At 64.3% G+C, this 19,508-nt stretch carries 21 protein-coding genes; 8 read left to right on the forward strand and 13 right to left on the reverse strand.

Going from position 1 to position 19,508, the window contains the following annotated elements:
• Positions 1 to 43: 43 nt before the first annotated feature.
• Complete coding sequence (locus LB526_RS06425) at positions 44 to 1,294, reverse strand: hypothetical protein (protein ID WP_411967198.1); 1,251 nt, start codon at positions 1,292 to 1,294, stop codon at positions 44 to 46.
• 137 nt (positions 1,295 to 1,431) lie between these two features.
• Here LB526_RS06425 and LB526_RS06430 point away from each other — a divergent pair, with 137 nt between their 5' ends.
• Positions 1,432 to 2,481, forward strand: a complete 1,050-nt coding sequence (locus tag LB526_RS06430; protein ID WP_224626853.1) for a CapA family protein — start codon at positions 1,432 to 1,434, stop codon at positions 2,479 to 2,481.
• 3 nt (positions 2,482 to 2,484) lie between these two features.
• Here LB526_RS06430 and LB526_RS06435 read toward each other — a convergent pair whose 3' ends face one another.
• Positions 2,485 to 2,967, reverse strand: a complete 483-nt coding sequence (locus LB526_RS06435) for a YegJ family protein (RefSeq protein WP_224531227.1) — start codon at positions 2,965 to 2,967, stop codon at positions 2,485 to 2,487.
• 151 nt (positions 2,968 to 3,118) lie between these two features.
• Positions 3,119 to 3,634: a hypothetical protein gene (locus LB526_RS06440; RefSeq protein ID WP_224626856.1), complete on the reverse strand. Its 516-nt coding sequence runs from the start codon at positions 3,632 to 3,634 to the stop codon at positions 3,119 to 3,121.
• An 803-nt stretch (positions 3,635 to 4,437) separates the two neighbouring features.
• Here LB526_RS06440 and LB526_RS06445 point away from each other — a divergent pair.
• A complete protein-coding gene (locus tag LB526_RS06445; RefSeq protein ID WP_224626859.1) occupies positions 4,438 to 5,376 on the forward strand; it encodes a diacylglycerol/lipid kinase family protein in 939 nt (312 codons plus the stop codon).
• 71 nt (positions 5,377 to 5,447) lie between these two features.
• On the opposite strand, the gene LB526_RS06450 is transcribed toward LB526_RS06445, so the two are convergent.
• The 3 genes from LB526_RS06450 to LB526_RS06460 are packed head-to-tail and all read right to left on the reverse strand — an operon-like array spanning position 5,448 to position 9,186.
• A complete protein-coding gene (locus tag LB526_RS06450) occupies positions 5,448 to 6,365 on the reverse strand; it encodes an NAD(P)-dependent oxidoreductase (protein WP_224626862.1) in 918 nt (305 codons plus the stop codon).
• Positions 6,362 to 7,573: a mandelate racemase/muconate lactonizing enzyme family protein gene (locus LB526_RS06455; protein WP_224531240.1), complete on the reverse strand. Its 1,212-nt coding sequence runs from the start codon at positions 7,571 to 7,573 to the stop codon at positions 6,362 to 6,364. The genes LB526_RS06450 and LB526_RS06455 overlap by 4 nt, the downstream gene beginning before the upstream one ends.
• Positions 7,570 to 9,186: a GMC family oxidoreductase gene (locus tag LB526_RS06460; protein WP_224626863.1), complete on the reverse strand. Its 1,617-nt coding sequence runs from the start codon at positions 9,184 to 9,186 to the stop codon at positions 7,570 to 7,572. Before LB526_RS06460 ends, LB526_RS06455 begins: the two co-directional genes overlap by 4 nt.
• A gap of 188 nt (positions 9,187 to 9,374) precedes the next feature.
• Between LB526_RS06460 and LB526_RS06465 the strand changes: the two genes are divergently transcribed.
• Both LB526_RS06465 and LB526_RS06470 read left to right on the forward strand, forming a co-directional pair.
• Positions 9,375 to 9,770, forward strand: coding sequence for an acyl-CoA thioesterase (locus LB526_RS06465; protein WP_224626865.1), 396 nt, complete (start codon positions 9,375 to 9,377; stop codon positions 9,768 to 9,770).
• A gap of 125 nt (positions 9,771 to 9,895) precedes the next feature.
• Entirely contained in the window at positions 9,896 to 10,099 is a 204-nt protein-coding gene (locus tag LB526_RS06470; RefSeq protein WP_224626867.1) for a hypothetical protein, read from the forward strand.
• A 168-nt stretch (positions 10,100 to 10,267) separates the two neighbouring features.
• Here LB526_RS06470 and LB526_RS06475 read toward each other — a convergent pair whose 3' ends face one another.
• Positions 10,268 to 10,636, reverse strand: a complete 369-nt coding sequence (locus LB526_RS06475; RefSeq protein ID WP_095766562.1) for a winged helix-turn-helix transcriptional regulator — start codon at positions 10,634 to 10,636, stop codon at positions 10,268 to 10,270.
• Positions 10,637 to 10,726: 90 nt separating this feature from the next.
• Here LB526_RS06475 and LB526_RS06480 point away from each other — a divergent pair, with 90 nt between their 5' ends.
• Both LB526_RS06480 and LB526_RS06485 read left to right on the forward strand, forming a co-directional pair.
• On the forward strand, positions 10,727 to 11,332 hold the full coding sequence (locus LB526_RS06480; RefSeq protein WP_095766563.1) for an NADPH-dependent FMN reductase: 606 nt from the start codon (positions 10,727 to 10,729) through the stop codon (positions 11,330 to 11,332).
• Positions 11,333 to 11,527: 195 nt separating this feature from the next.
• Positions 11,528 to 11,893, forward strand: a complete 366-nt coding sequence (locus tag LB526_RS06485; RefSeq protein WP_224543152.1) for an avidin/streptavidin family protein — start codon at positions 11,528 to 11,530, stop codon at positions 11,891 to 11,893.
• A 46-nt stretch (positions 11,894 to 11,939) separates the two neighbouring features.
• On the opposite strand, the gene LB526_RS06490 is transcribed toward LB526_RS06485, so the two are convergent.
• Positions 11,940 to 12,413, reverse strand: coding sequence for an SRPBCC family protein (locus LB526_RS06490; protein ID WP_224543151.1), 474 nt, complete (start codon positions 12,411 to 12,413; stop codon positions 11,940 to 11,942).
• A gap of 47 nt (positions 12,414 to 12,460) precedes the next feature.
• On the reverse strand, positions 12,461 to 13,330 hold the full coding sequence (locus LB526_RS06495; RefSeq protein WP_224626869.1) for an SDR family oxidoreductase: 870 nt from the start codon (positions 13,328 to 13,330) through the stop codon (positions 12,461 to 12,463).
• A 104-nt stretch (positions 13,331 to 13,434) separates the two neighbouring features.
• Between LB526_RS06495 and LB526_RS06500 the strand changes: the two genes are divergently transcribed.
• Positions 13,435 to 14,328 (forward strand): LysR family transcriptional regulator, encoded by an 894-nt coding sequence (locus LB526_RS06500; RefSeq protein WP_224531371.1) that lies wholly within the window; start codon positions 13,435 to 13,437, stop codon positions 14,326 to 14,328.
• A 152-nt stretch (positions 14,329 to 14,480) separates the two neighbouring features.
• Here the strand turns inward: LB526_RS06500 and LB526_RS06505 are convergent, their stop codons facing one another.
• Together LB526_RS06505 and LB526_RS06510 are read right to left on the reverse strand one after the other, a co-directional pair.
• Positions 14,481 to 15,791, reverse strand: a complete 1,311-nt coding sequence (locus tag LB526_RS06505) for a hemolysin family protein (RefSeq protein WP_224626871.1) — start codon at positions 15,789 to 15,791, stop codon at positions 14,481 to 14,483.
• A 172-nt stretch (positions 15,792 to 15,963) separates the two neighbouring features.
• Positions 15,964 to 16,668: an LssY C-terminal domain-containing protein gene (locus tag LB526_RS06510; protein ID WP_224626873.1), complete on the reverse strand. Its 705-nt coding sequence runs from the start codon at positions 16,666 to 16,668 to the stop codon at positions 15,964 to 15,966.
• Between the two features lie 141 nt (positions 16,669 to 16,809).
• Between LB526_RS06510 and LB526_RS06515 the strand changes: the two genes are divergently transcribed.
• Positions 16,810 to 17,493, forward strand: coding sequence for a gamma-glutamylcyclotransferase (locus tag LB526_RS06515; protein WP_224626876.1), 684 nt, complete (start codon positions 16,810 to 16,812; stop codon positions 17,491 to 17,493).
• 6 nt (positions 17,494 to 17,499) lie between these two features.
• Here LB526_RS06515 and LB526_RS06520 read toward each other — a convergent pair whose 3' ends face one another.
• Together LB526_RS06520 and LB526_RS06525 are read right to left on the reverse strand one after the other, a co-directional pair.
• Complete coding sequence (locus tag LB526_RS06520; protein ID WP_224626877.1) at positions 17,500 to 18,330, reverse strand: extensin family protein; 831 nt, start codon at positions 18,328 to 18,330, stop codon at positions 17,500 to 17,502.
• A gap of 136 nt (positions 18,331 to 18,466) precedes the next feature.
• Entirely contained in the window at positions 18,467 to 19,456 is a 990-nt protein-coding gene (locus LB526_RS06525) for an extensin family protein (RefSeq protein ID WP_224626879.1), read from the reverse strand.
• Between the last annotated feature and the right edge of the window lie 52 nt (positions 19,457 to 19,508).

A 19,508-nucleotide genomic window follows, 5' to 3' on the forward strand; every position in this document is an offset into this window, starting at 1 on the left:
TCTCCCCCATTTCATGGGGGCGAGGAACCTAAGACCGCGGGCCTCAATTGAACCACAGCGCAAAGGTCAAAAAACCGGCGCCGCTGAACTGGCGCTGGATCTGGTCGAAATCGTCGCTGGTGAGGATCTTGCCGCTTTCGAGATAGGGCGCGATGCCGGGACCGGTGATCGAAAGAACCAGGTCAAAAGGTTTTGGCTCGTCGAAGAAGCGCTTCATGTTGATGCCCTTCCCGGTAATGCGGAAATGCGGCAGCAGCGCGCGGCCTTCGAGAAGATCCTCGGCTATCGTCAGCGTGGCGAGCCAGGCCTGCACCTGTTCCTCGCCGACCTCGAGGCCGGTCAGCGGGTTGACGCCCTTCTGCTGCGGTCCCGGCAGCCATTCACGGTCATTGTCGGTCTCGGCCAGGATCGATTTCCAGTCCTCGCGCGACAGCTGGATCATCTCCAGCAGGTGGCGCCGCGCGGCTTGCCGACGTTCCGGCTCGACCACCGGCCAGTTGACGAGATGCACCAGCGAGATGAAGTCGGCGAAGCGCCATTCCGAGGCGAACATGTTGCCGCTCATGCCGCCGTCCAGCGGCACGAGCGTATCCTGCAATGGCAGTTTCGCGCGCGGGAACAGCATGTGGAACGAGCCGTCAAAGGCATTGCGGAAATCATGCGCCAGCCAGAAATCGGCCTGCGCCATCAGGAACTCGGCATAGCCTTGCAGCCAAAAACCGTCGGCGCGGTCGAAGCGGAAGGTGAGCGAAGGCGCGGCATCGCTCGGTTCGACGCTGCCGCGTGAGAGCGACGCCATGATGGCGGTGATGCTTTCGTCGGGCGCGAGCTTGCCATCTTCATTGAGGTCGATGCCGACATGGGTGAGGTCGACAATCATGCCGATATCGGCATCCTTTGGCACGGAGCCAAGCGTGACGGCGGATTTCTCCAGCCGGTCACGGAAGGCGACCAGGATGGCGCGGAATTCTTCGTAGGTCAGCGGCTGCGGGTGGGGATTGTCGGGCACCGGCAACCGCATCAGCGGCAGCATGAAGGATCTCGGGCTCTCGAAACCGTGGCGATGCAGGCCGCCGGCGAGGAGCTCGAGCGCAGTGAAGAATTCGCCGGCGCCGGCCGCATAGGCTGAGGCTGGGTCCTTGGCCGCTGCCGCCTCCAACGTCGACAGCGCCGTGTTCCGGTCGCTCACGCTCTTGGCCTCGAACATGGACTTGGCCGCGTCCGGCATCTCCGCCCAGGCAACGGACGCCGGCAGGAATGCAAACAAGGCTGCTGCAAGGATCACTCTACGCATCGTCATCGCTCTCCACTGCTCCACGTCGTGAGCATACACGGATTTCGGTCAGTCCGAGATGCCCGCCGCGGGATCGCCAGCAACCCGCTTCAACCGATCCATCAGACAGTCTACACAGGGCGAAACTGGATGGGCCCGTGTCGAACTATCCGCTTGCCTATAAACTGTCATGGCTGCCGCGCCTGCTGAGACCGTCGCTTGCCGGCGACAGAAGCGGCTTCGCGGCGCCCGCGGCGACGTTGCTCGATCCGCAGCCCACACGGAAGGTGCGGCTGGCGTTCGTCGGCGATATTTCGGCAGTCGCCAATCGCGATGCGCCGGATTGCGATCCGGCAATCACGACGCTGCTTTCATCCGCCGACCTCGTGATCGGCAATTGCGAAAGTCCGATCGTCGAACGAGCACGCGCGGTCATAGGCACGCGGCTCGGCACGCATCATGCGATGAGCGAGCATTTCCTGGCCGATGCGCTCGCAGCCGCCGGCATCGCGCGCGACAGGCTCGTTCTGTCCCTGGCCAACAACCACGTGCTCGATCAGGGCATCGCCGGTTTCGACGAAACGCTCGCTGCGCTGAACCGGCTCGGGGTCCGGACCATCGGCACGGTTGCCGGCGGGCCCCTCCAGCGTCATGCGGCCGGACCGCTGACGATCGGCTTTGCGGCTTTCACGCTCTGGCGCAACACGGATGCCGCGCCGTTCGAAGAACGCATCTCGATGCATGCCGCCGAATGGCCGAGCGACGCTGCATCCGGCATCGATCTCATCTGCGCCGTGCCGCACTGGGACTGGGAGTTCCGGCATTTTCCACGACCTGCGACGCGGGCGCTGGCGAGACGGCTGGCGGATCGCGGCGTCCGGCTGATCGCGGGGCATCACGCGCATGTCGTGCAGCCCATCGAGCGCATCGGCGACAGCGTGATCGCCTACGGCCTTGGCGATTTCCTCGGCACTGCGCTCGCCAGACTGCCATGGCCGGCACGCATCGGCTCGATATTCGTCGTCGATGTCAGCGCCGATCCGGCCACGCGGGGTAGGATCGCTGCCTATAGGCTGCATTTCTTCGTGCGGCTGCGTGCAGGCAACCATGAGCGGCTGCTGCCGATCGAAGTTCTGGATGGAGTGCTCAAGCAGCGGGTCGCGGCCCGACTGGTGGCGATTTTTCCCATGGCGGGAAGTGGGCGATAGACCTCAGCAATCGAAGCCGTATTGGGCGCGCATGTACTCGGCCTCCTTCTTCGACATCTTCTTGAGCATCACGCAGACGGTGAAGCTGCCGACCTGGCGGCCGTTCCTGGTGTAGCCCCAGTCGGAGATGTCGTCCCTGGTGAATTCGATGTTCTGGCCAAGGACGACGTTGCGGACGATTTCCGGCTCGTTCGCCAATATCCCGACGAAGCCGTTGGCCGTCCGCTTGAAGGGAATGACCCAGAAATGCTCCGTCGCCTTGCCGTCGACGATCATCACCTTCAGCTTGAACCTGTCGGTTCCCGGCGGCGGAGCGTCGGACAGGTTCAGGAATTCATCCAGGCTGGATCGCGCCTTCTCGACCGCCGCCGCCATCTCGGCGTCGTCGGATGCGATCACCATAGCCTTGTCGTCGCCTTCCGCCCTGGCATGCAAGGGAGCGAGCGCCAGCAGCAGGGATAACGCGATACGAACGGCAATTGTCATGACACCCCCCGGTGAAGGCCAATATCCTGTGCGTTATCTTCGGGCAATGTGTCGGCTTGATCAATCCGGTCTGCGGTTGCGAAGCGGCCCTATTGTCATCGGGCAATGATAAGGGAATGGCTGTTCGGGCCGACCTGAACCTTGGGCAGACTTACAGCCCGGTCAATCCGGCCAGCCAGCTTGCCGAGCGCTTCGCCACGTCCACCGTTGCGCCGGCAGCGCGGCTGAGGTCGGTCTTGACCACGGCATAGCCGGCCTTGGTGCGGTAAAGCACGGCGCGGCCGCCATCGACCGACCCGTCGAAGGCCACGGGCTTTGCCGATTCCGTTTCGCTGGCGGTCACCGTTCCGCCGACCGGAGCGCTCGGGCGATGGTCGAGCTCGGGCGGCAGCGGGGCGATGGTTTCGACAACGCGGTTCCTGGGTTTCAGATCCGGCCTGGAAGCTTTCTCGGCAAGCTCGGAGGAAGCGGCCGAGCCCTTGACGCGGCAGATGCCTGAAACCAGCGGATAGTCGAAATTGCGCTGGTGCAGCATCTGGCTCTTCATCGCCGCTTCGCAGTCGGCGAGCGTCGCCCACTTGGCCGGCGTCTCGCCGATATATTCGCAGAGCTTGGCGTCGCAGTCGCAGCCGACAATGGTCATGGCGACAAGGGCGGTCTTGATCACGGTCTTGTCCCTTTAAATGTTCCCAAACCGATCAATCGCCCGGGAACAAGGCGGGATTTGGCCGCGATTGTGGATTGTGCGTGTCGATGCGTTACGGAAGGTTGCTTGGCCGGCGACTATGGCCGGAAAGCATCCGCGGCGGACGGCCCGGGAGGCGCGGTAGCCTGTGCGGCGGGCCAAAAAGACAGTCGGCGCTGGGATTTCTCCCAGCGCCTCCCTGTCAGATCAGGAACCAGTCAAGGCAGCAACTTCCGTAAAGTCGTCGCGCCAGGCCAGCCTTGATTTTGACGGTCCTGCCAGTCGCCGCCCGAAGGGCAGCTCCCGTTCCAGACCACGCCGATCTCCACCCTTGCGGGCTTCGCCCAGCGTGCCATCGAAGGTTTTCACCGGCCTTCATGGCAGCATCGGTCCGCCGTCGGCGTTGGCACGCTTTCCGCGGCACCCGTAGGTCTCGGCATCCGTCCCTCAAACAGGCGAGCCTGCTCTCGTTCTGGGCCGTACGGGCCTCAGGAAATCCGCCTTGCGCTTTTGCCTTTCGGCTGGGCGTTCGGTAGCCGCCTGAGATGGGTTGAATGTACGCCGGGCAAGGGTTCCAGGGAATGCCGGCGCGCCTGTGGATAGCGGGATTATCGGGGACCAATGGCAAAAGCCGCGGAATCCGGCGGCCGAACCGCTTAGACAGCCTGCCCCGCTTTTCTGTGACCGCTCGACGTTGGAGCCTTGCTCCGGCGCCCGGTCCGCGTTTCAATGTCGGCAAAAGACTTTGGGTACTAGTTGCGCGACTTGCCTCGGGGGAGGTCGACTTGAAAGTCGGGGTGGTTCTCAATCCGATTGCCGGCGGCGGCAGGCTCAAGCGGCATTGGGCGGAGGCCGCGGCATCGCTCAACAGGAATTTCGGCGATTTCGACTTGCGGGAAACTCAGGCCAGCGGCGACGCAGAGCGGCTGGCGATCGATCTCGCCGCCAGCGGGTGCGACCTGGTGATCGCGGCAGGCGGCGACGGCACCGCAAGCGAGGTGGCCGACGGGTTGCTGCAGGCACAAGATGAGACCGGCCAGGAAGCCGCGCTTGGCCTTCTGCCCTGTGGTACCGGCATCGACTTCGCGCGCGGGCTCGACTTGCCGCGCGGCATCGATGCCGCGCTGAAGCGGATCGCCGATTCCAATGCGCGAAAAATCGACGCCGGCCGCATCTGCTACATCGACGACCACGGCGCGCTGGCCAGCCGCCACTTCATCAACATCGCCAGCCTCGGCCTGTCCGGCGCGACGGATCGCGCCGTCAATGCGGACAAGCGCAAGGGCAGGGTCTCGGCCAAGGCGCTGTTCTTCTGGCGCACCGTGCTGGAGTTCATCCGCTACCGTTTTCAGGATGTCAGGATCACCATCGACGACGGCGAGCCGGTCGAGGCGCGCATGGCGCTGGTGGCGGTGGCCAACGGCAAATTCTTCGGCGGCGGCATGATGATAGCGCCGGACGCCGAGCTCGCCGACGGCCAGTTCGATATCATCATCCTGCGGGCCGTCGGCAAGCTTGGGCTGATCCGCGACCTCCGCCTGCTCTACGGCGGGCGCCACCGCAACCATCCGGCAATCACCATCCTGCGTGGCCGCAAGGTGCTGGTCGAGCCGCTCGGCGATGCCGAGAACAACGGCGCGCTGGTCGACATAGACGGCGAGTCGCCAGGCCGAATTCCGGCGACGTTCGAGATCCTGCCCGGCGCGCTGACGCTGAGAGGTTGAATCAGCCGGCTAAGGGGCCGATTCAGCCGGTGCGGTCAGGCAATTGAAACAGCTGGCTAATTTCTGCCGGGTTACAGTTCGAGCTTCGCCGGAAAGCCCGGCGCGCGAAGCTCCACGCCGACTTCATCCTCAAGCAGCTTGACGATCTGTGTCGACCAGGCACCACCGCCATAGGCGCGCTTACCCTCTTCGAAAATCGCGTGGACGCGGGTGGCAAGATCGAGCGGCGCGCCGAAATCCCTGGCCATGGCAAGCGCGAAGCCGAGGTCCTTCAGTGCCAGGTCCATGGTGAAGCCGATGTCGTAGGAGCCGTTGAGCACGAGCTGGCTTTCGGTTTCGTGGACGAAGCTGTTACCGGAAGAGGCGACGATGGCGTGGTAGGCCTGGGCGAGATCGAGCCCGCCCTGCTTCGCCAGCATCAACGCTTCGCCGGCAGCGACGAGATGAATGAAGGCGAGCATATTGGTGATGACCTTGATCACCGCCGCCGAGCCGACCGGGCCCATCAGGAAGGATTTCGCGCACATCGCCTCGATGGCCGGACGATGGCGTTCGTAGAGCGCCGCATCGCCGCCGACGAGCGCCGTGATCCTGCCCACTGCGGCCAGATGCACGCCGCCGGTCACCGGGCATTCGAGCGTCTCGATGCCTTGTGCCGATGCCAGCGCGGCGAGTCGTAAAATCTCGTCACGGCCATTGGTCGACATCTCGATCCAGGTGCCGCCCGCGGGCAGGCCCTGGAGCAATCCGTCGGGGCCGGCGAGCACAGTTTCGCTGACCTTCGGCGAGGGCAGGCAGGTGATCGCGTTGCCGGCGCGGGCAGCGGCTTCCGCCGGACTCGCCGCCGCCGTGGCGCCGAGCGCGACAAGGCGCTCGACCGCCCCCGGGTCGCGGTCGAAGACGGTGACGGCAAAGCCGTTGCGCAGCAGGCTGGCGGCAAGGTTGCCGCCGAGATGGCCAAGGCCGACGAAGGCGTAAGCGAGGGTCACGGCATCAGCGGCGTCTGCATCATCTGCAGATGCAGCTCCTTGCCGCTATAGGGATGGGCCTCGCAGACCGCCTCGTCGAGCTCGACGCCGAGGCCGGGCTCTTTCGAGGGGATGACGTTGCCGTCCTGCCATTCGATTTTCTTTTTGAGCAGCGTGGCGTGGAAACCGTCCCACTGCTTGAGCGATTCCAGGATGAGGAAGTTGGGCAGCGTCACCGCGAGCTGGATGTTGGCGGCGCCGACGATCGGGCCGCAGTAGCAGTGCGGCGCGACCTGGATGTGGTAGGCCTCGGCCATGGCGGCGATCTTCTTCGTCTCGAGAATGCCGCCGGAGCGGCCGAGATCCGGCTGCAGGATGGTCGCGGCGCGGTTCTCGATGACGCGGGCGAACTCGAACTTCGTCGTCAGCCGCTCGCCGGTTGCTATCGGGATGGAGGTCTGGCGGGCGACTTGCGCCATCACCTCGGGCATATCAGGCGGCACCGGCTCCTCGAACCACAGCGGATCGTAGGGCTCGATGGCGCGGGCGAGGCGCAGCGCGCCCGAGGCGGTGAACTGGCCATGCGTGCCAAACAGGATATCCGCCCTGTTACCGACTGCTTCGCGGATCGCCTTGACCATGCGCGCCGACAGGTCGATGTCGATCAAGCGCGGCTGATGGCCGTCATAGGCGGTGTAGGGGCCGGCCGGATCGAGCTTCACGGCATTAAAACCCTGCTCGACATATTCGAGCGCACAGGCGGCCGCCATATCGGGGTCATTGTAGACGTTCTTGCCGCGCGCATCTTCCGAATGGACGCTGCCGGTGTGCGGATAGAGGTAGGTGTAGGAGCGCAGGGTCTCGTGCACCTGGCCGCCGAGCAGCTTGTAGACCGGCTTGCCGGCCTCCTTGCCGACGATGTCCCAGCAGGCCATTTCGAGCGCCGAGAAGCAGCCCATGCCGGAAACGTCGGGGCGCTGGGTGAAGCCGGAGGAATAGGCGCGGCGGAAGAAATTCTCGATGTCGTGCGGATCGCGGCCGACGAGATAGCGCTCGGCCATGTCCTCGATCATCGTCGCGGTGACATGCGCGGAGAAGGTGGCGTTGTAAGCCTCGCCATAGCCGACCACGCCGCCATCGGTGGTGAGCTTGACGAAGATGAAATACTTGCCGCCGATGCCGGGCGGCGGGTTGCCGACAACCCAGGTCTTCACGTCGGTGATTTTCATTTGTGATCCTCCAGAACCAGGTCGGCGCCTTTCCATCCGGTCAGGATCGCGGCGGCGTTGGTGTTGCCCGTGATGTTGTCGGGGAAAATCGAAGCGTCGATGACGCGCAGGCCGTCCAACCCATGCACCCGAAGCCGCGGGTCGACGACGGCGCGCGCGGGGTCCGGTCCCATGCGGCAGGTCGAGACCGGGTGATAGACGGTGCCGGAGCGTTTCCTGAAATCCTGGATCAGGTCGGCGTCCGACTGGATCGAGGGGCCGGGCAGCACCTCTTCCTCGATGATCTCGGCCATGGCCGGCATCGAGGCGATCTTGCGCACGAACTTCACCGCCGCCAGCATCTCGTCGACATCGGCATTGGTCGAATAGGCGTTCGGCGTGATCCTTGGATAGTCGCGCGGATCCTTCGAGCGGATCATGATCTCGCCGCGGCTCGAGGGCCGGCAATTGGACAGGCCGATCGAGAAGCCCGGCCAGGGGTCGGGCGTCAGGATGGGGCGCTCGCCGCTCTTCGGGATGACGGTGGAGAAGGCCTGGAAATAGAGCTGCATGTTCGGCCGCGTCATCGACGGGTCGGTGCGGAAGAAGCCGCCGGCATTGTTCATCGACAGCGACAGCGGACCGGAGCACAAGAGGATGTATTGCATGCCGACCAGCAGCTTGCCCCACCACGGGCGCAGGATCTGGTTGAGCGTCGGCAGCTTGCCCTTGAAGGTGTAGTTGATGCCGACATGGTCCTGCAGATTGGCGCCGATATTGTCGTTGGCATGGACGACCGGGATGCCGAGGTCGGCCAGCAATGCCGCAGGGCCGATACCGGACAGCTGCAGCAACTGCGGCGAGTTGATCGAGCCGCCCGACAGGATCACCTCGCGGCCCGCGCGAGCCGTCTTCTTCTGCCCGTTCTGCTCGTATTCGATGCCGACGGCGCGTTTGCCCTCGAACAGGATTTTCGTCGCCAGGGCGTTGGTTTCGACACGGACATTGCCGCGTTTCATCGCCGGCCGCAGGAAGGCGCGGGCGGCCGACATGCGGCGTCCGTTCTTCGTCGTGATCTGATAGACGCCGACGCCTTCCTGGGAGGCGCCGTTGAAGTCCGGATTGAGCGGCAGCCCGGCCTGCTGTGCGGCGGCAAGATAGCGCTTGGTCAGCGGATGCACCGCGTTCGTGCAGTCGGTGATGTGCAAGGGGCCACCGACGCCGCGCCACTGGTCGGCGCCCGCCGCATTGTCTTCCAGCGCCTTGAAGGATGGCAGGAGGTCGTCATAGGCCCAGCCGGGATTGCCTGCGGCGGCCCAGGCATCGAAATCCTCGCGCGCGCCCCTGATATAGACCATGGCGTTGATCGAGCTCGAGCCGCCAAGCAGCTTGCCGCGTGGCCAATGGTCGGCATTGTTGCTGAGACCCGGATCCGGATCGGCCTTGTAGTTCCAGTTGACAGCCGGGTCGAAGAAGGTCTTGCCGTAGCCGAGCGGCATCTGGACATAGAAGCGCCGGTCGGTTCCGCCGGCCTCCAGCACCAACACGGAGAAGCGGCCCGACGCCGACAATTTGTCGGCAACGACCGAGCCGGCCGAACCCGAGCCGACGACGATGAAATCATAAGTCTGCATGATGGAAAAGCGGGCTCCGCAACATTGGGCTTACCCTAGACATTGCGGGCTTGCGGCGTCGCCGTGGCTTCCGGCATGGCTTGTGAAAAAAGCGACCGGCGCAGTGGGGCACATTTCGCTTTTACCAGAGCTTGCGACATGGTGGTCGCATTGATACGCAACATAAGCTGCCCTTTGAGGATTTTGCCATGGTGCATTACGCGGACGGAAAACCCATTGGCGATCTGACCTTGCGCACGCTCGCCATGCCGTCCGACGCCAATGCGGCCGGCGACATCTTCGGCGGCTGGGTGATGGCGCAGATGGACCTTGCCTGCGGCATCCGCGCCGCCGAGCGCGCCAAGGGCCGCGTGGTCACCGCCGCAGTCAAGGAGATGTCCTTCGCCAAGCCGATGAAGATCGGCGACACGCTCTGCATCTACACCCATGTCGAGCGCGTCGGCCGCACCTCGATGGTGCTCAAGGTCGAAGCCTGGGCGCAGCGCTACCTTTCCGACTTGATGGAGAAGGTCACCCATGCCGATTTCGTCATGGTGGCGCTCGACGGCGAGGGCAAGCCGAAGCCGGTTCTGGCCGAGAGCTGACGCTCCGGCGGGATACTGATTCTCCCCAGACTTGCCGCTTTGTAACAACGCCTGCTCGGGAGATTCGCTTCGCGACATCCAATGGTTGCCTTCACCCCCCACCTTGTAGGCGCGAGGGAAAGACAATGCGTCAACATATGCTGAACGGCTGGCTCGTGGCAGCTCTTATTGCCTTGGTCTGCCTGCTCGGGATAACTGCCTATGTGGAGGTCAGCAAAGGCCTTCCACACGTCGCCTGCATGCGGGGCCCGAAGGCGATCGACAAGAAGGCCGCGCAGCGGGAGAGCTGCTCGACCGCGTGCTGCGACAGCACTGCCCCAAGCGCCTGATCCGTTGCCGGCTAAAGACGGATCTCTTTGGCGAGCCGGTTGCGCGGAGACGCCGGCGAGGCTGACTGCGGGGCCGCAGCGGATCCATTAAACCGGAAGGTGGGACGGGCCCTGCGCCCAGCCGCATGGCTCATCCAATGGTTCAGAAATCCTTGAACTTCAAGGGTTTCAGGCCTCTAGGCCGTCAAATTTCGCGCGTGCTTCGCGGACCCGATTGGTGTTCTTGCGCGCCCATTCGCCGAGCGCGCCGACCGGCACGAGCAGCTCGTGACCGAGTTGGGTGAGCTCGTAATCGACACGCGGCGGAATGGTCGGAAACACTTTGCGCGTGACGAAGCCGTCACGCTCCAAACCGCGCAAGGTGGTGGTCAGCATCTTTTGCGAAATTCCGCCAACGGCGGCGCGCAATTCGTTGAAGCGCATTGGTCCGCCGCCGAGCTTGCCGACCACGAGCACCGTCCATTTGTCGCCGACCCGTTGCAGGATTTCCGACACGGCCCGGCAGTCCTCGGTGTTGTGCGGGTGCCTCAGTAACAAAGAAGTGCCTCCTTGCGCGCCGATTTGTCAGTATCACATATAGCGCCGGTATCCAAACGATACCAGAAATTCCCGCAAGGAGAGCCCCTTATGTCCAAGCCCAAAATCGCCATTGTCGTCGGTTCGACGCGCGCCGCCCGCTTCGCCGACGTGCCGACGCAGTGGATCGCCAAGATCGCCAAGTCGCACGCCGATATCGATGTCGAGATCGTCGATCTGCGCGACTGGCCGCTGCCTTTCTTCGACGAGGTCGCTTCCTCCGCCTGGGCGCCGTCGCAGAATGAAGTGGCGCAGCGCTGGCAGAAGAAGGTCGCCGAGTTCGACGGCTTCATCTTCACCGCCGCCGAATACAATCACGCCCCGACCGCTGTGCTGAAGAACGCCATCGATTACGCCGCCAATGAGTGGAACAAGAAGCCGGCCGGCTTTGTCGGCTATGGCAGCGTCGGCGGCTCGCGCGCGATCGAGCACCTTCGGCTGATCGCCGTCGAGCTGCAGATGGCGCCGGTCAAGTCGGCGGTGCACATCGCCTGGGGCGATTTCCTTGCGGTTCGCCAGGGCGAGAAGAAGCTCGAAGATCTCGAGCACCTGAACCAGTCCGCCGCCGCCCTGGTCAACGACGTCGCCTGGTGGGCAAGGGTGCTGAAAGCGGCTCGCGCCGCCGATGCGATCGCCGGCGAAGCCCAGGCCGCCTGAGCGGTCGATCGACATTGTCCTCCCAATGGGAAAGGGGCGGCGCCAGCGCTGCCCCTTTCGATTTGCGGAGCTGTCTGTCTTCTGGATCCCAGGCTGATCCCTTTGCCGCCGCACTGTTGACCGCTCGGAACGGCGCGTTAGATGCAGGCCCGAATCCACCGAAGAAAAAGACAGCACAGTCGTGGGAGGGGCGGAATGCCTTGGCTTGGCAGATGGCGCAATCAGTATGGGTCCGTCCTCGACATCACCGGCGAGGACGGCGGCCGGATTGAAGGCACGTTTCGCACGGCGCTCGAAGACAGCAGCTTCTATGGACAGACCGTGCCGATATCCGGCATCGCGCATGGCGACGTGATTGGAGTAACGGCCGCCGGCGAGGGTACGGCCGGCCCCGCCGCCGTGAGCTACACCGGCATTTTGCGGGACGGCAAGCTGGAGACGATGTGGCTGACAGTGGCCGGCAGCACCATCACCGGCAAGGAGGGCGAAACCGCTTCCCGCAAGCAGATAGGAACCTGGCGTGCCTTCGGCATCAGCCTCGACACCTTCGTCCGAGAATAGCCAAGCCGACGAGAGAAGGTCCCTGGTTGATGTTCATGGGTGATGGTCAGAGCCGGCCCTCCATGAGCAACTCGCGGGTGCGCTTCAGTGTGGACAGCAGGGCAGCCTTGTAGCCCTGGTCGCCGTCGAACTGCGCCTGTTCGGCCTGCTCCTCTGGGCCGTTCGGCTCTTTGCCGCGCCGGCCGAGATAGCAGTAGAAGCGCAGATGGAGCGTGCCGTCGGCGCCCTCGAACAGTTCGTTGATGATCGCGCCCTCGCGCGGCCCGGTGGCCTGGAAGAATGTGACTTTGCTCTCCGGTTCAAGCGTGATGATCTCGCGCAGATCTGCACCCGCGATGGTTGCTTCGCGCACGAAATGCGTCTCGCTTTCTTCCACGACATCGCAGCGGGTGCAGAGGCCGGGCGGCAGGAATTCGCGGGCGTCGCGGGCCTTGAGCTCCAGGCCAGCCCAGGCTTGTGCACGGGTCAGCCTGGTCGCGCCTTCCGGGTTCACCGGGACGGTGGCGGTTGAGTAGATCATAATGGTGTCCTTGGGATTGATGTTGGGGTGGCAGGCTGCCGCCGGCGTCAGGCCGAGGCAGCGATTTCTGCGGCGAAGTCGCGATAGGTGCGTAGCGGACGGCCCAGCAGCTTGGTCAGGCGGTCGACGTCGCCAGCGTCGGGAATCATGCCCTCGCTGATGAAGCGCTCGCCCATCAGGCGCATGTCGAATGCCATCCAACCCGGCATGAACTGCCGCAGGTTCTGTTCGAAGCCTGCCAGGTCTTCGCCGGGATAGGCGATCTGGCGGCCCAGGACCTCGGTCCAGATGCCGGCGACATCCGTGCCGGTCAGGGTGTTGGGACCGACGAGGTTGATCCGGTCGAGCGGGAGGGCAATTTCGGTCTGCTCGCGGCGAAGCAACTCGATCGCCGCGACCTCGGCTATGTCGCGCGCGTCGACCATTGCCAAGCCTTTGCTGCCGATCGGCATCGGATAGACGCCATAGCTGAGGATCACGTCCTTGATCATGAACTCGTTGTTCATGAAATAGGCCGGACGAAGGATGGTGGCGTTGACGCCCATCTGCTCGATCATCCGCTCGACCGCGAGCTTGCCGGCGAAGTGCGGCACGTTCGCGTAAAGCTCACCGTGGATCACCGACAGGTAGACGATGCGTTCGATGCCTGCCTCGCGGGCCAAGTTGAGCGCGATCAGCGCCTGGGTGAATTCGTCGGGCACCACGGCATTGAGCAGAAATAGGGTGGAAACGCCCGAGAAGGCGCTGCGCAGGGAATCGACGTCGATCAGGTCGCCCTGCACCACGGCGACGTTCGCAGGGAAGTTCGCCTTCGAAGGGTCGCGGACAAGCGCACGGACATCGGCGCCGCGCTTGACGAGTTGGTTGACGACTTGGCTGCCGACATTGCCGGTCGCGCCGGTAACGAGAATGGTCATGGGGTTCACTCCGGGTTTGGGTCAAAGGACATCCCGTAAATGAGTGATCCACATTCGAACCGATAGGCGCTATATTTGGACACAGCGTCTCAATGTTGGAACAGATGGACCTTCTCGCCCTCGCTGATTTCAATCTGGTTGCCCGGCACGGAGGGTTTGGAAGGGCGGCGCGCGCCGCGGGGCGCCCGAAGGCGACCCTGTCTCGCCGGGTCGCGGAACTGGAGGCCGCCCTCGACTTGCGTCTGTTCGAGCGCGGGGCGCGCGCGCTGAAGCTCACCGAGGAAGGACGGGCGCTCTTCGAGCGGACGGGAGCGTTGCTGACCGAACTGGACGAAACCGCGACGGCGATCGCTTCGGGCGGACACACGCCGCGGGGCAGGCTGCGGATCAGCGCACCGCTGCTCTTCTCCCAAACTGCGATGGGGAAGCTGGCCGCCGGGTTCGCGCTGAAATATCCGGAAATCCGGCTCGAGGTCACGACGGAAGACCGGGCCGTCGATATGATCGAGGAGGGGTACGATCTGGTGATCCGGGTCAATCCTGAGCCCGATGAAAGTCTTGTCGGACGGGTGTTCCTGCGCGACCGGCTGGTGGTGGTCGCGAGTCCGGGCCTCGCCAGACCGACCGACGATCTCGCCGTTCCGGCCGTCGTGCGGGAATCCGGCGAGCGCGTTGCCGCCTGGGACATCGTGACGCCGACCGGACGATCACGCATCGCGATTGAGCCAGTCCTTCGCCTTTCGTCGCTCCTGATGTTCCGCGATGCCGTCCGGGCGGGCGTCGGCGCCGGACGTTTGCCGATCTCGCTCGTAAGTCACGATCTGGCTGCTGGAACGCTGGTGCATTGGGGCGATGTCGACGGCCCGGACATCGCCCTATGGACGCTCTATCCGTCCCGACGCTTGCTCAGCGTCCGCGTATCGGCGTTCCTCGACTATTTGAAGCAGGCCTTTCCCAAGGGAACCCCTGACGAATTGGCGGCCTATATCGGCGGATGAGACGGAATGATCGAAACGCTATCTGCGCCTTCTCTATCCGGCGACCCTGTACGGTCGGGGGCGGCAGCTTGTTGGTGGGCCTGCCGAAAAGCAGACTGGGCGCCTCCCGCCGCAAAGCTGACGGCGAGTTGGTTACCACATAAATTTCGTCCTCAGCGCGCCACAGGGCGGTGGCCCTCGGGCAGGCGGGTGGCGATCAGCTTGTCGATGCGGCGGCCGTCGAGGTCGACCACCTCGAAACGCCAGCCTTGCGCGTCGACGCATTCGCCGGTGGTCGGCAGATGATGCAGATGCGACAGCACATAGCCGGCGACGGTTTCGTAGTCGCGGTTTTCGGGAAGGTCGATGCCAAGCACCTCGGCCATCTCGTCGGCCTGCATGTAGCCGGCGAGCAGCCAGGAGCCGTCCTCGCGCTTGACGGCGTTTTCCTCCTCGCCGGCTTCGAGGTCGGAGCGGAACACGCCGGTGATGGCTTCCAGGATGTCGGCCGGGGTGACGATGCCTTCGAAATGGCCGTATTCGTCGTGAACGAGGGCCATCGGCACGTCCGATTCCCTCAGCTTCTGCAGGACATCGAGCGCGTCGGCCTGATCATGCACGATGGGGGCGGCGCGCACATGCTGGCGCGGATCCAGCACCCTGCCGGCCAGAAGGGCGGCCAGCACGTCGCGCGTCTGGATGACGCCGACCATGGCGTCGACATTGCCGTCGCCGACGGGCAGCCGCGAGTGCTGGGTATCCATCAGAAGTTTTTTGACCGCCGTGTCGTCTGACTGCAGGTTCAGCCAGTCGACCTCGGTGCGCGGCGTCATGACGGCGCGCACGGCGCGGTCGCCGAGGCGCATGACGCCTGCGATCATGCGGCGCTCATCGGATTCGATGGTGCCGTGATGCTCGGCCTCGGCGACCAGCATCTTGATCTCCTCGTCGGTGACCTTCTCTTCGGTCTCGCCGGCCTGCCCAAGCAGCCAAAGCACCGCGCGGCCCGAGAGGTCGAGCAGGAAGACGAGCGGCGCCGAGAAGGTGGCGAGGATGGTCATTGCCGGCGCGGCTCTGACGGCGACGCGCTCCGGATCCTTGAGCGCGATCTGCTTCGGCACCAGCTCGCCGACGATGAGCGAGGCATAGGTGATCAAGGCGACGACGATGCCGACGCCGACAGGATCGGCGATGTTTTCGCGGATGCCGGTCGACGCCAGATATTGCGCCAGCCTTTCGCCGAGCGTGGCGCCCGAAAAGGCGCCGGAGAGAACGCCGACCAGGGTGATGCCGATCTGCACCGAGGACAGGAATTTGCCGGGGTTAGAGCCGAGCGCCAGCGCGCGGCCGGCGCCCCTGACGTTGCGGTCGATCATCGCCTTGAGGCGGGCGGGCCGCGACGAGACGATGGCTAGCTCCGACATCGACAAGAGGCCGTTCACCAGAATGAGGACGGCCACGACGGCGATTTCAACATATAGCATGGGCGGTCAATAGCATTGCTGCAGTGCGTTCGAAAATAGCCCGCTGGTATTTTTGGAACATGACAGGCGCGCTGTTCAGGCGGCATCCCAAAGCGGCGACGAAAAATGCCCGACAAGCGCGTCGACCACGACGCGCACCTTCGGCGTCAGCGCGCGCGGGACGGGTGCGCCGTCACTGCTGCGTCTTCAGAACGCCGATAATGGCCATGCCGTCGGTGAAATAGGGATCGCCGCCGCCATTGCGTCCGGCCTTGGTGGCGCCGATCCCGGATATCTCGCTGGTGGAGGCCAGCAGGTCGGCGGCCTTCAGATCGCCGATCAGGAAGTCGCGCTCCGCGTCGATGTCGGGGCCGATATGGTGGGTGACGGCGCCGGTATCGTGGCTGAGGCCGACGCCGCGGTCGAAGCTCGCGGCGCCCAGCCAGAGCGGGCGGCCGTCGCCCACCGTGTCAGTCTGCCAGAAGCGGACGTGGTGGCGCCGGTCGGCGCTGTCGCCGACCGGCTTCTCGAAGGCCAGGTCCTGGGCTCGGCCCTCGAACAGAAGGCGGCTCATCGGCGCATCGGGGTAGGGGCGGGAAAACAAGACGCTTTCGCCGATGTCGATCGCGGTCCGCAGCGTCACGGCATCGGCCGTGTCCCAGCCCGCGACCGCGAAGGCGTGGACAACTTCCTTCTCGGTGCCGATCAGGCCGACATTGATCGGATCGCCGGGAATGCCCTGCGGCGTATGCGTCACCATCTCGAAGGGCCGGGTACGGAAGCCGCGCTCCCGCCAGGTCCAGAATTCCGGCGCGGCGAGATAGGCGAGCATCACGTAGAAGGCGCAGAAAGCCGCGATCCAGATCACCGCGCGTCGTCTCAAACTTCTGTGGCTCATGAACGCCGCTCGATCCCGTGTGGCATGTGTTGCGCGACAATCACGGGAAATCAATGGCCAGCGATCTGGAGACCGTCTACCATCGATTATCGCTTGACCGGGGTGCAGCGAATGGAACCGACAAAGACAGGCCGCGGGAAAATGGCGCTGACTGCCGAGCTTGTCGCGAGGGTCGAGCGCATGGAGCCGGATCCCGGTCCCGAGCCCGGAACAAGCGAGCATAGCGACGCTGAATTTGACGGTCTGGCCGAACAGCTGCTTGCGCAATATCGGCCTGAGACGCTTTGGGTCTTTGCCTATGGCTCGCTGATCTGGAATCCAGAGTTCATCTATGAAGAGCAGCGTCAGGCGACGGCACTGGGTTGGCACCGTTCATTTTGCCTGAAGCTGACACGCTGGCGCGGAACGCGTGAATTGCCGGCGCTGATGATGGCGCTCGACCGGGGAGGCAGCTGCAACGGCATCGCCTATCGGCTGCCGGCGGAGGACCATCAGGGGCAGATCGTCCATCTGCTTCGTCGCGAAATAGATGCGAACCCGCCGACCAACGTGCCATGCTGGATCAAGCTCCGGACCAGGGACGGGCCATTGCGTGCGCTGGCTTTTGTCGCCGCGCCCGAGGGCAGGGCTTATGCCGGCAGGCTGGCGTTGGAGCAGGTTGCGCACACGCTGGCGCGCGCCGCCGGGCATTGGGGCTCCTCGGCGCAATATCTTTTCCGGACGGTCGCCAAGCTGGAGGAAAGCGGGATCCGCGACAGAAATCTTTGGCATATCCAGGATCTGGTCGCCCGGCAGATCATCGCTGCCACCGAAGCCCAAGGCTAATCTAGACTAGCGGCAGGCGCGGTAACCGCTTTTGCGGTTCTTGATGTCGAAATGGAAATGGTTGCGGTGGTCGTAATTGTAGCCGGGGCCGAGCACCGTGGTGAAATACTCGCAACCGTCGGCGCGCACATTGTTGAGGAAGCCGCGCGTGCGGAAGGCGAACAGGCCGGGCTTGCGGACGTCGATGTCGTCGCCATTGTTGAGCTCGATGCTCATGACGTCGAGGGCGTTGCCCTTGCCGTGCTCGGACAGCACGCCTTCGCCGGCGATGTTGCGGCAGGAATAGCTGGAACCCTGGTGGATCGCCTTGACGCCGGAGAAATAGCGCCAGCGGGCAGCAGGCTGCAGCTCGTTCTTCGTCCAGGCGGCAAAGGTTGCGGCCATGTTGCAGGTCAGCGTCGCCGCGGGCGTCATGGCGACATTGCCGATGGCCGAGATTTTTACCGGATAATCGATGCCGCACTGGCCCTCATGGATAGGCTGGACATCCTGATAGACGACACCCATCCGCTTCAGCTCGTTGCGGCAGTCGATCTCGCTGGCCGGCATCTGCTCGAGAGACGACATCGGCTCGTCCATGCGCGGATAGGCGGCCTGCGTCATATAGGGGTTGGACGGAACAAGACGCTGCATGCCGGAATATTGCGGCGCATCGGGCTGCGGCACGGCTGCCGTCTGGCTGCCGACATCGACGGCCGGCTGCAGCGCAAAGACGTCGCCGGTCGTGCAGGCCGATATCGCCGCCATGGCGACGCCCGCGGCCAGCCCGGCGATCGTGATGCGCGCACGCTTGCTCCGTCGCGCCGCTGCCAGCATAGCGCCAAGTCTTCGAGCCATTGAAAGGCGTCCTTGTCCCCGAATGGCACAAGATTAACCGCCAACAGTAAAGGAAAGATCAGCGCCGGCATTCACGCATGGGGCGGAATTGCGGCGCTGTGCTTGGCTTGGCACGGGCAAGACTTCCGGAATTCACCTACTGGCAGAAGGTTCCGCCGTGGCGGCGCGGTTCCAGGTCCAGATGGAAATGCAGCGCGTGGTCGGGATCGGCGCCTGGTCCGAGCACCGTCTTGAACGGCCCGCAGGCAGCCTTGCGCACCGCGTCGAGGAATTTTGCGTCCTTCTCCGGCGGCGTCGGCCCGACCTCGATCTTCCTCCCGTCCGACAAGGTGAAGCTGGCGATATCGAGCGCGTTGCCGAAGGCGTGTTCGGACAGTTTGCGGGTGCCGTTGCGCGGCCGGCAGACAAAGGCCGAGCCCTGGTCGATCGACTTCAAATCGGCGCCGAGCTCGGCCTTTGCCGTGGGCTGGACGATTTCGGCCATGAAGCGCGCCGCCGCCTCGGCCATCTGGCAGTTGAGCTCGGTGCCGGGACTGATGCCGATGGACTTGCCGAGCGTTTTCAGAATTATCGGATAGGGGATCGAGCAGCCGATTTCCGCATCGTGCTCGGCCTTGTGCTCCTCGAACTCGACGCCCAGCACCTTCAGCCGCTCGCGGCACGCGGTTTCTTCCGCCGGCATCGTTTCGGCCGGCATGTCGGCCGAGCGCGGATCGGGAAGCATCTTTTCCTCGCCCGGCGGTTCGGGTTTCTCCGCTGGCTGCGGCGCGGTTTCGGGCGGCTCCGGCTCCAGTTCGGTGGGCTTCTGCGGGGGCGTCGGCATAACATCCGGCGTCTGCGGCTCGGCTTCCGTTCGCGGCGCGGATTGAGCGCTCTTCGAACGCGGCGGACGGGCGTCCCATTTCGGATGCGATTTCTGCTGGTTGAGGAAGTCGTCGCTGCCGTCCGCGCGCGGCTTGCCTTGCCCGGACTTCTCAGTGCCGTTCTCCAGGTCTTGCGGACGCGACCCTGGAACCGGGGTCGCCGGCGGCGTTTCCGGAGCCGGAGCGGCGCTCTGGCTGGCCGGCGGCAGGTGTCTTTTATGCCGATGATGATGCTTGGCTATGGCCGGCGTAACCAGCAACATCGCAGCCGCCACAGGCAGCGCCAATCTGCAAAGTCGTGAAAGGCTCAGCGTT

Origin of the sequence: Mesorhizobium sp. CA6 (assembly GCF_020165035.1) — a bacterium.
Classification (GTDB): Bacteria; Pseudomonadota; Alphaproteobacteria; order Rhizobiales; family Rhizobiaceae; genus Mesorhizobium.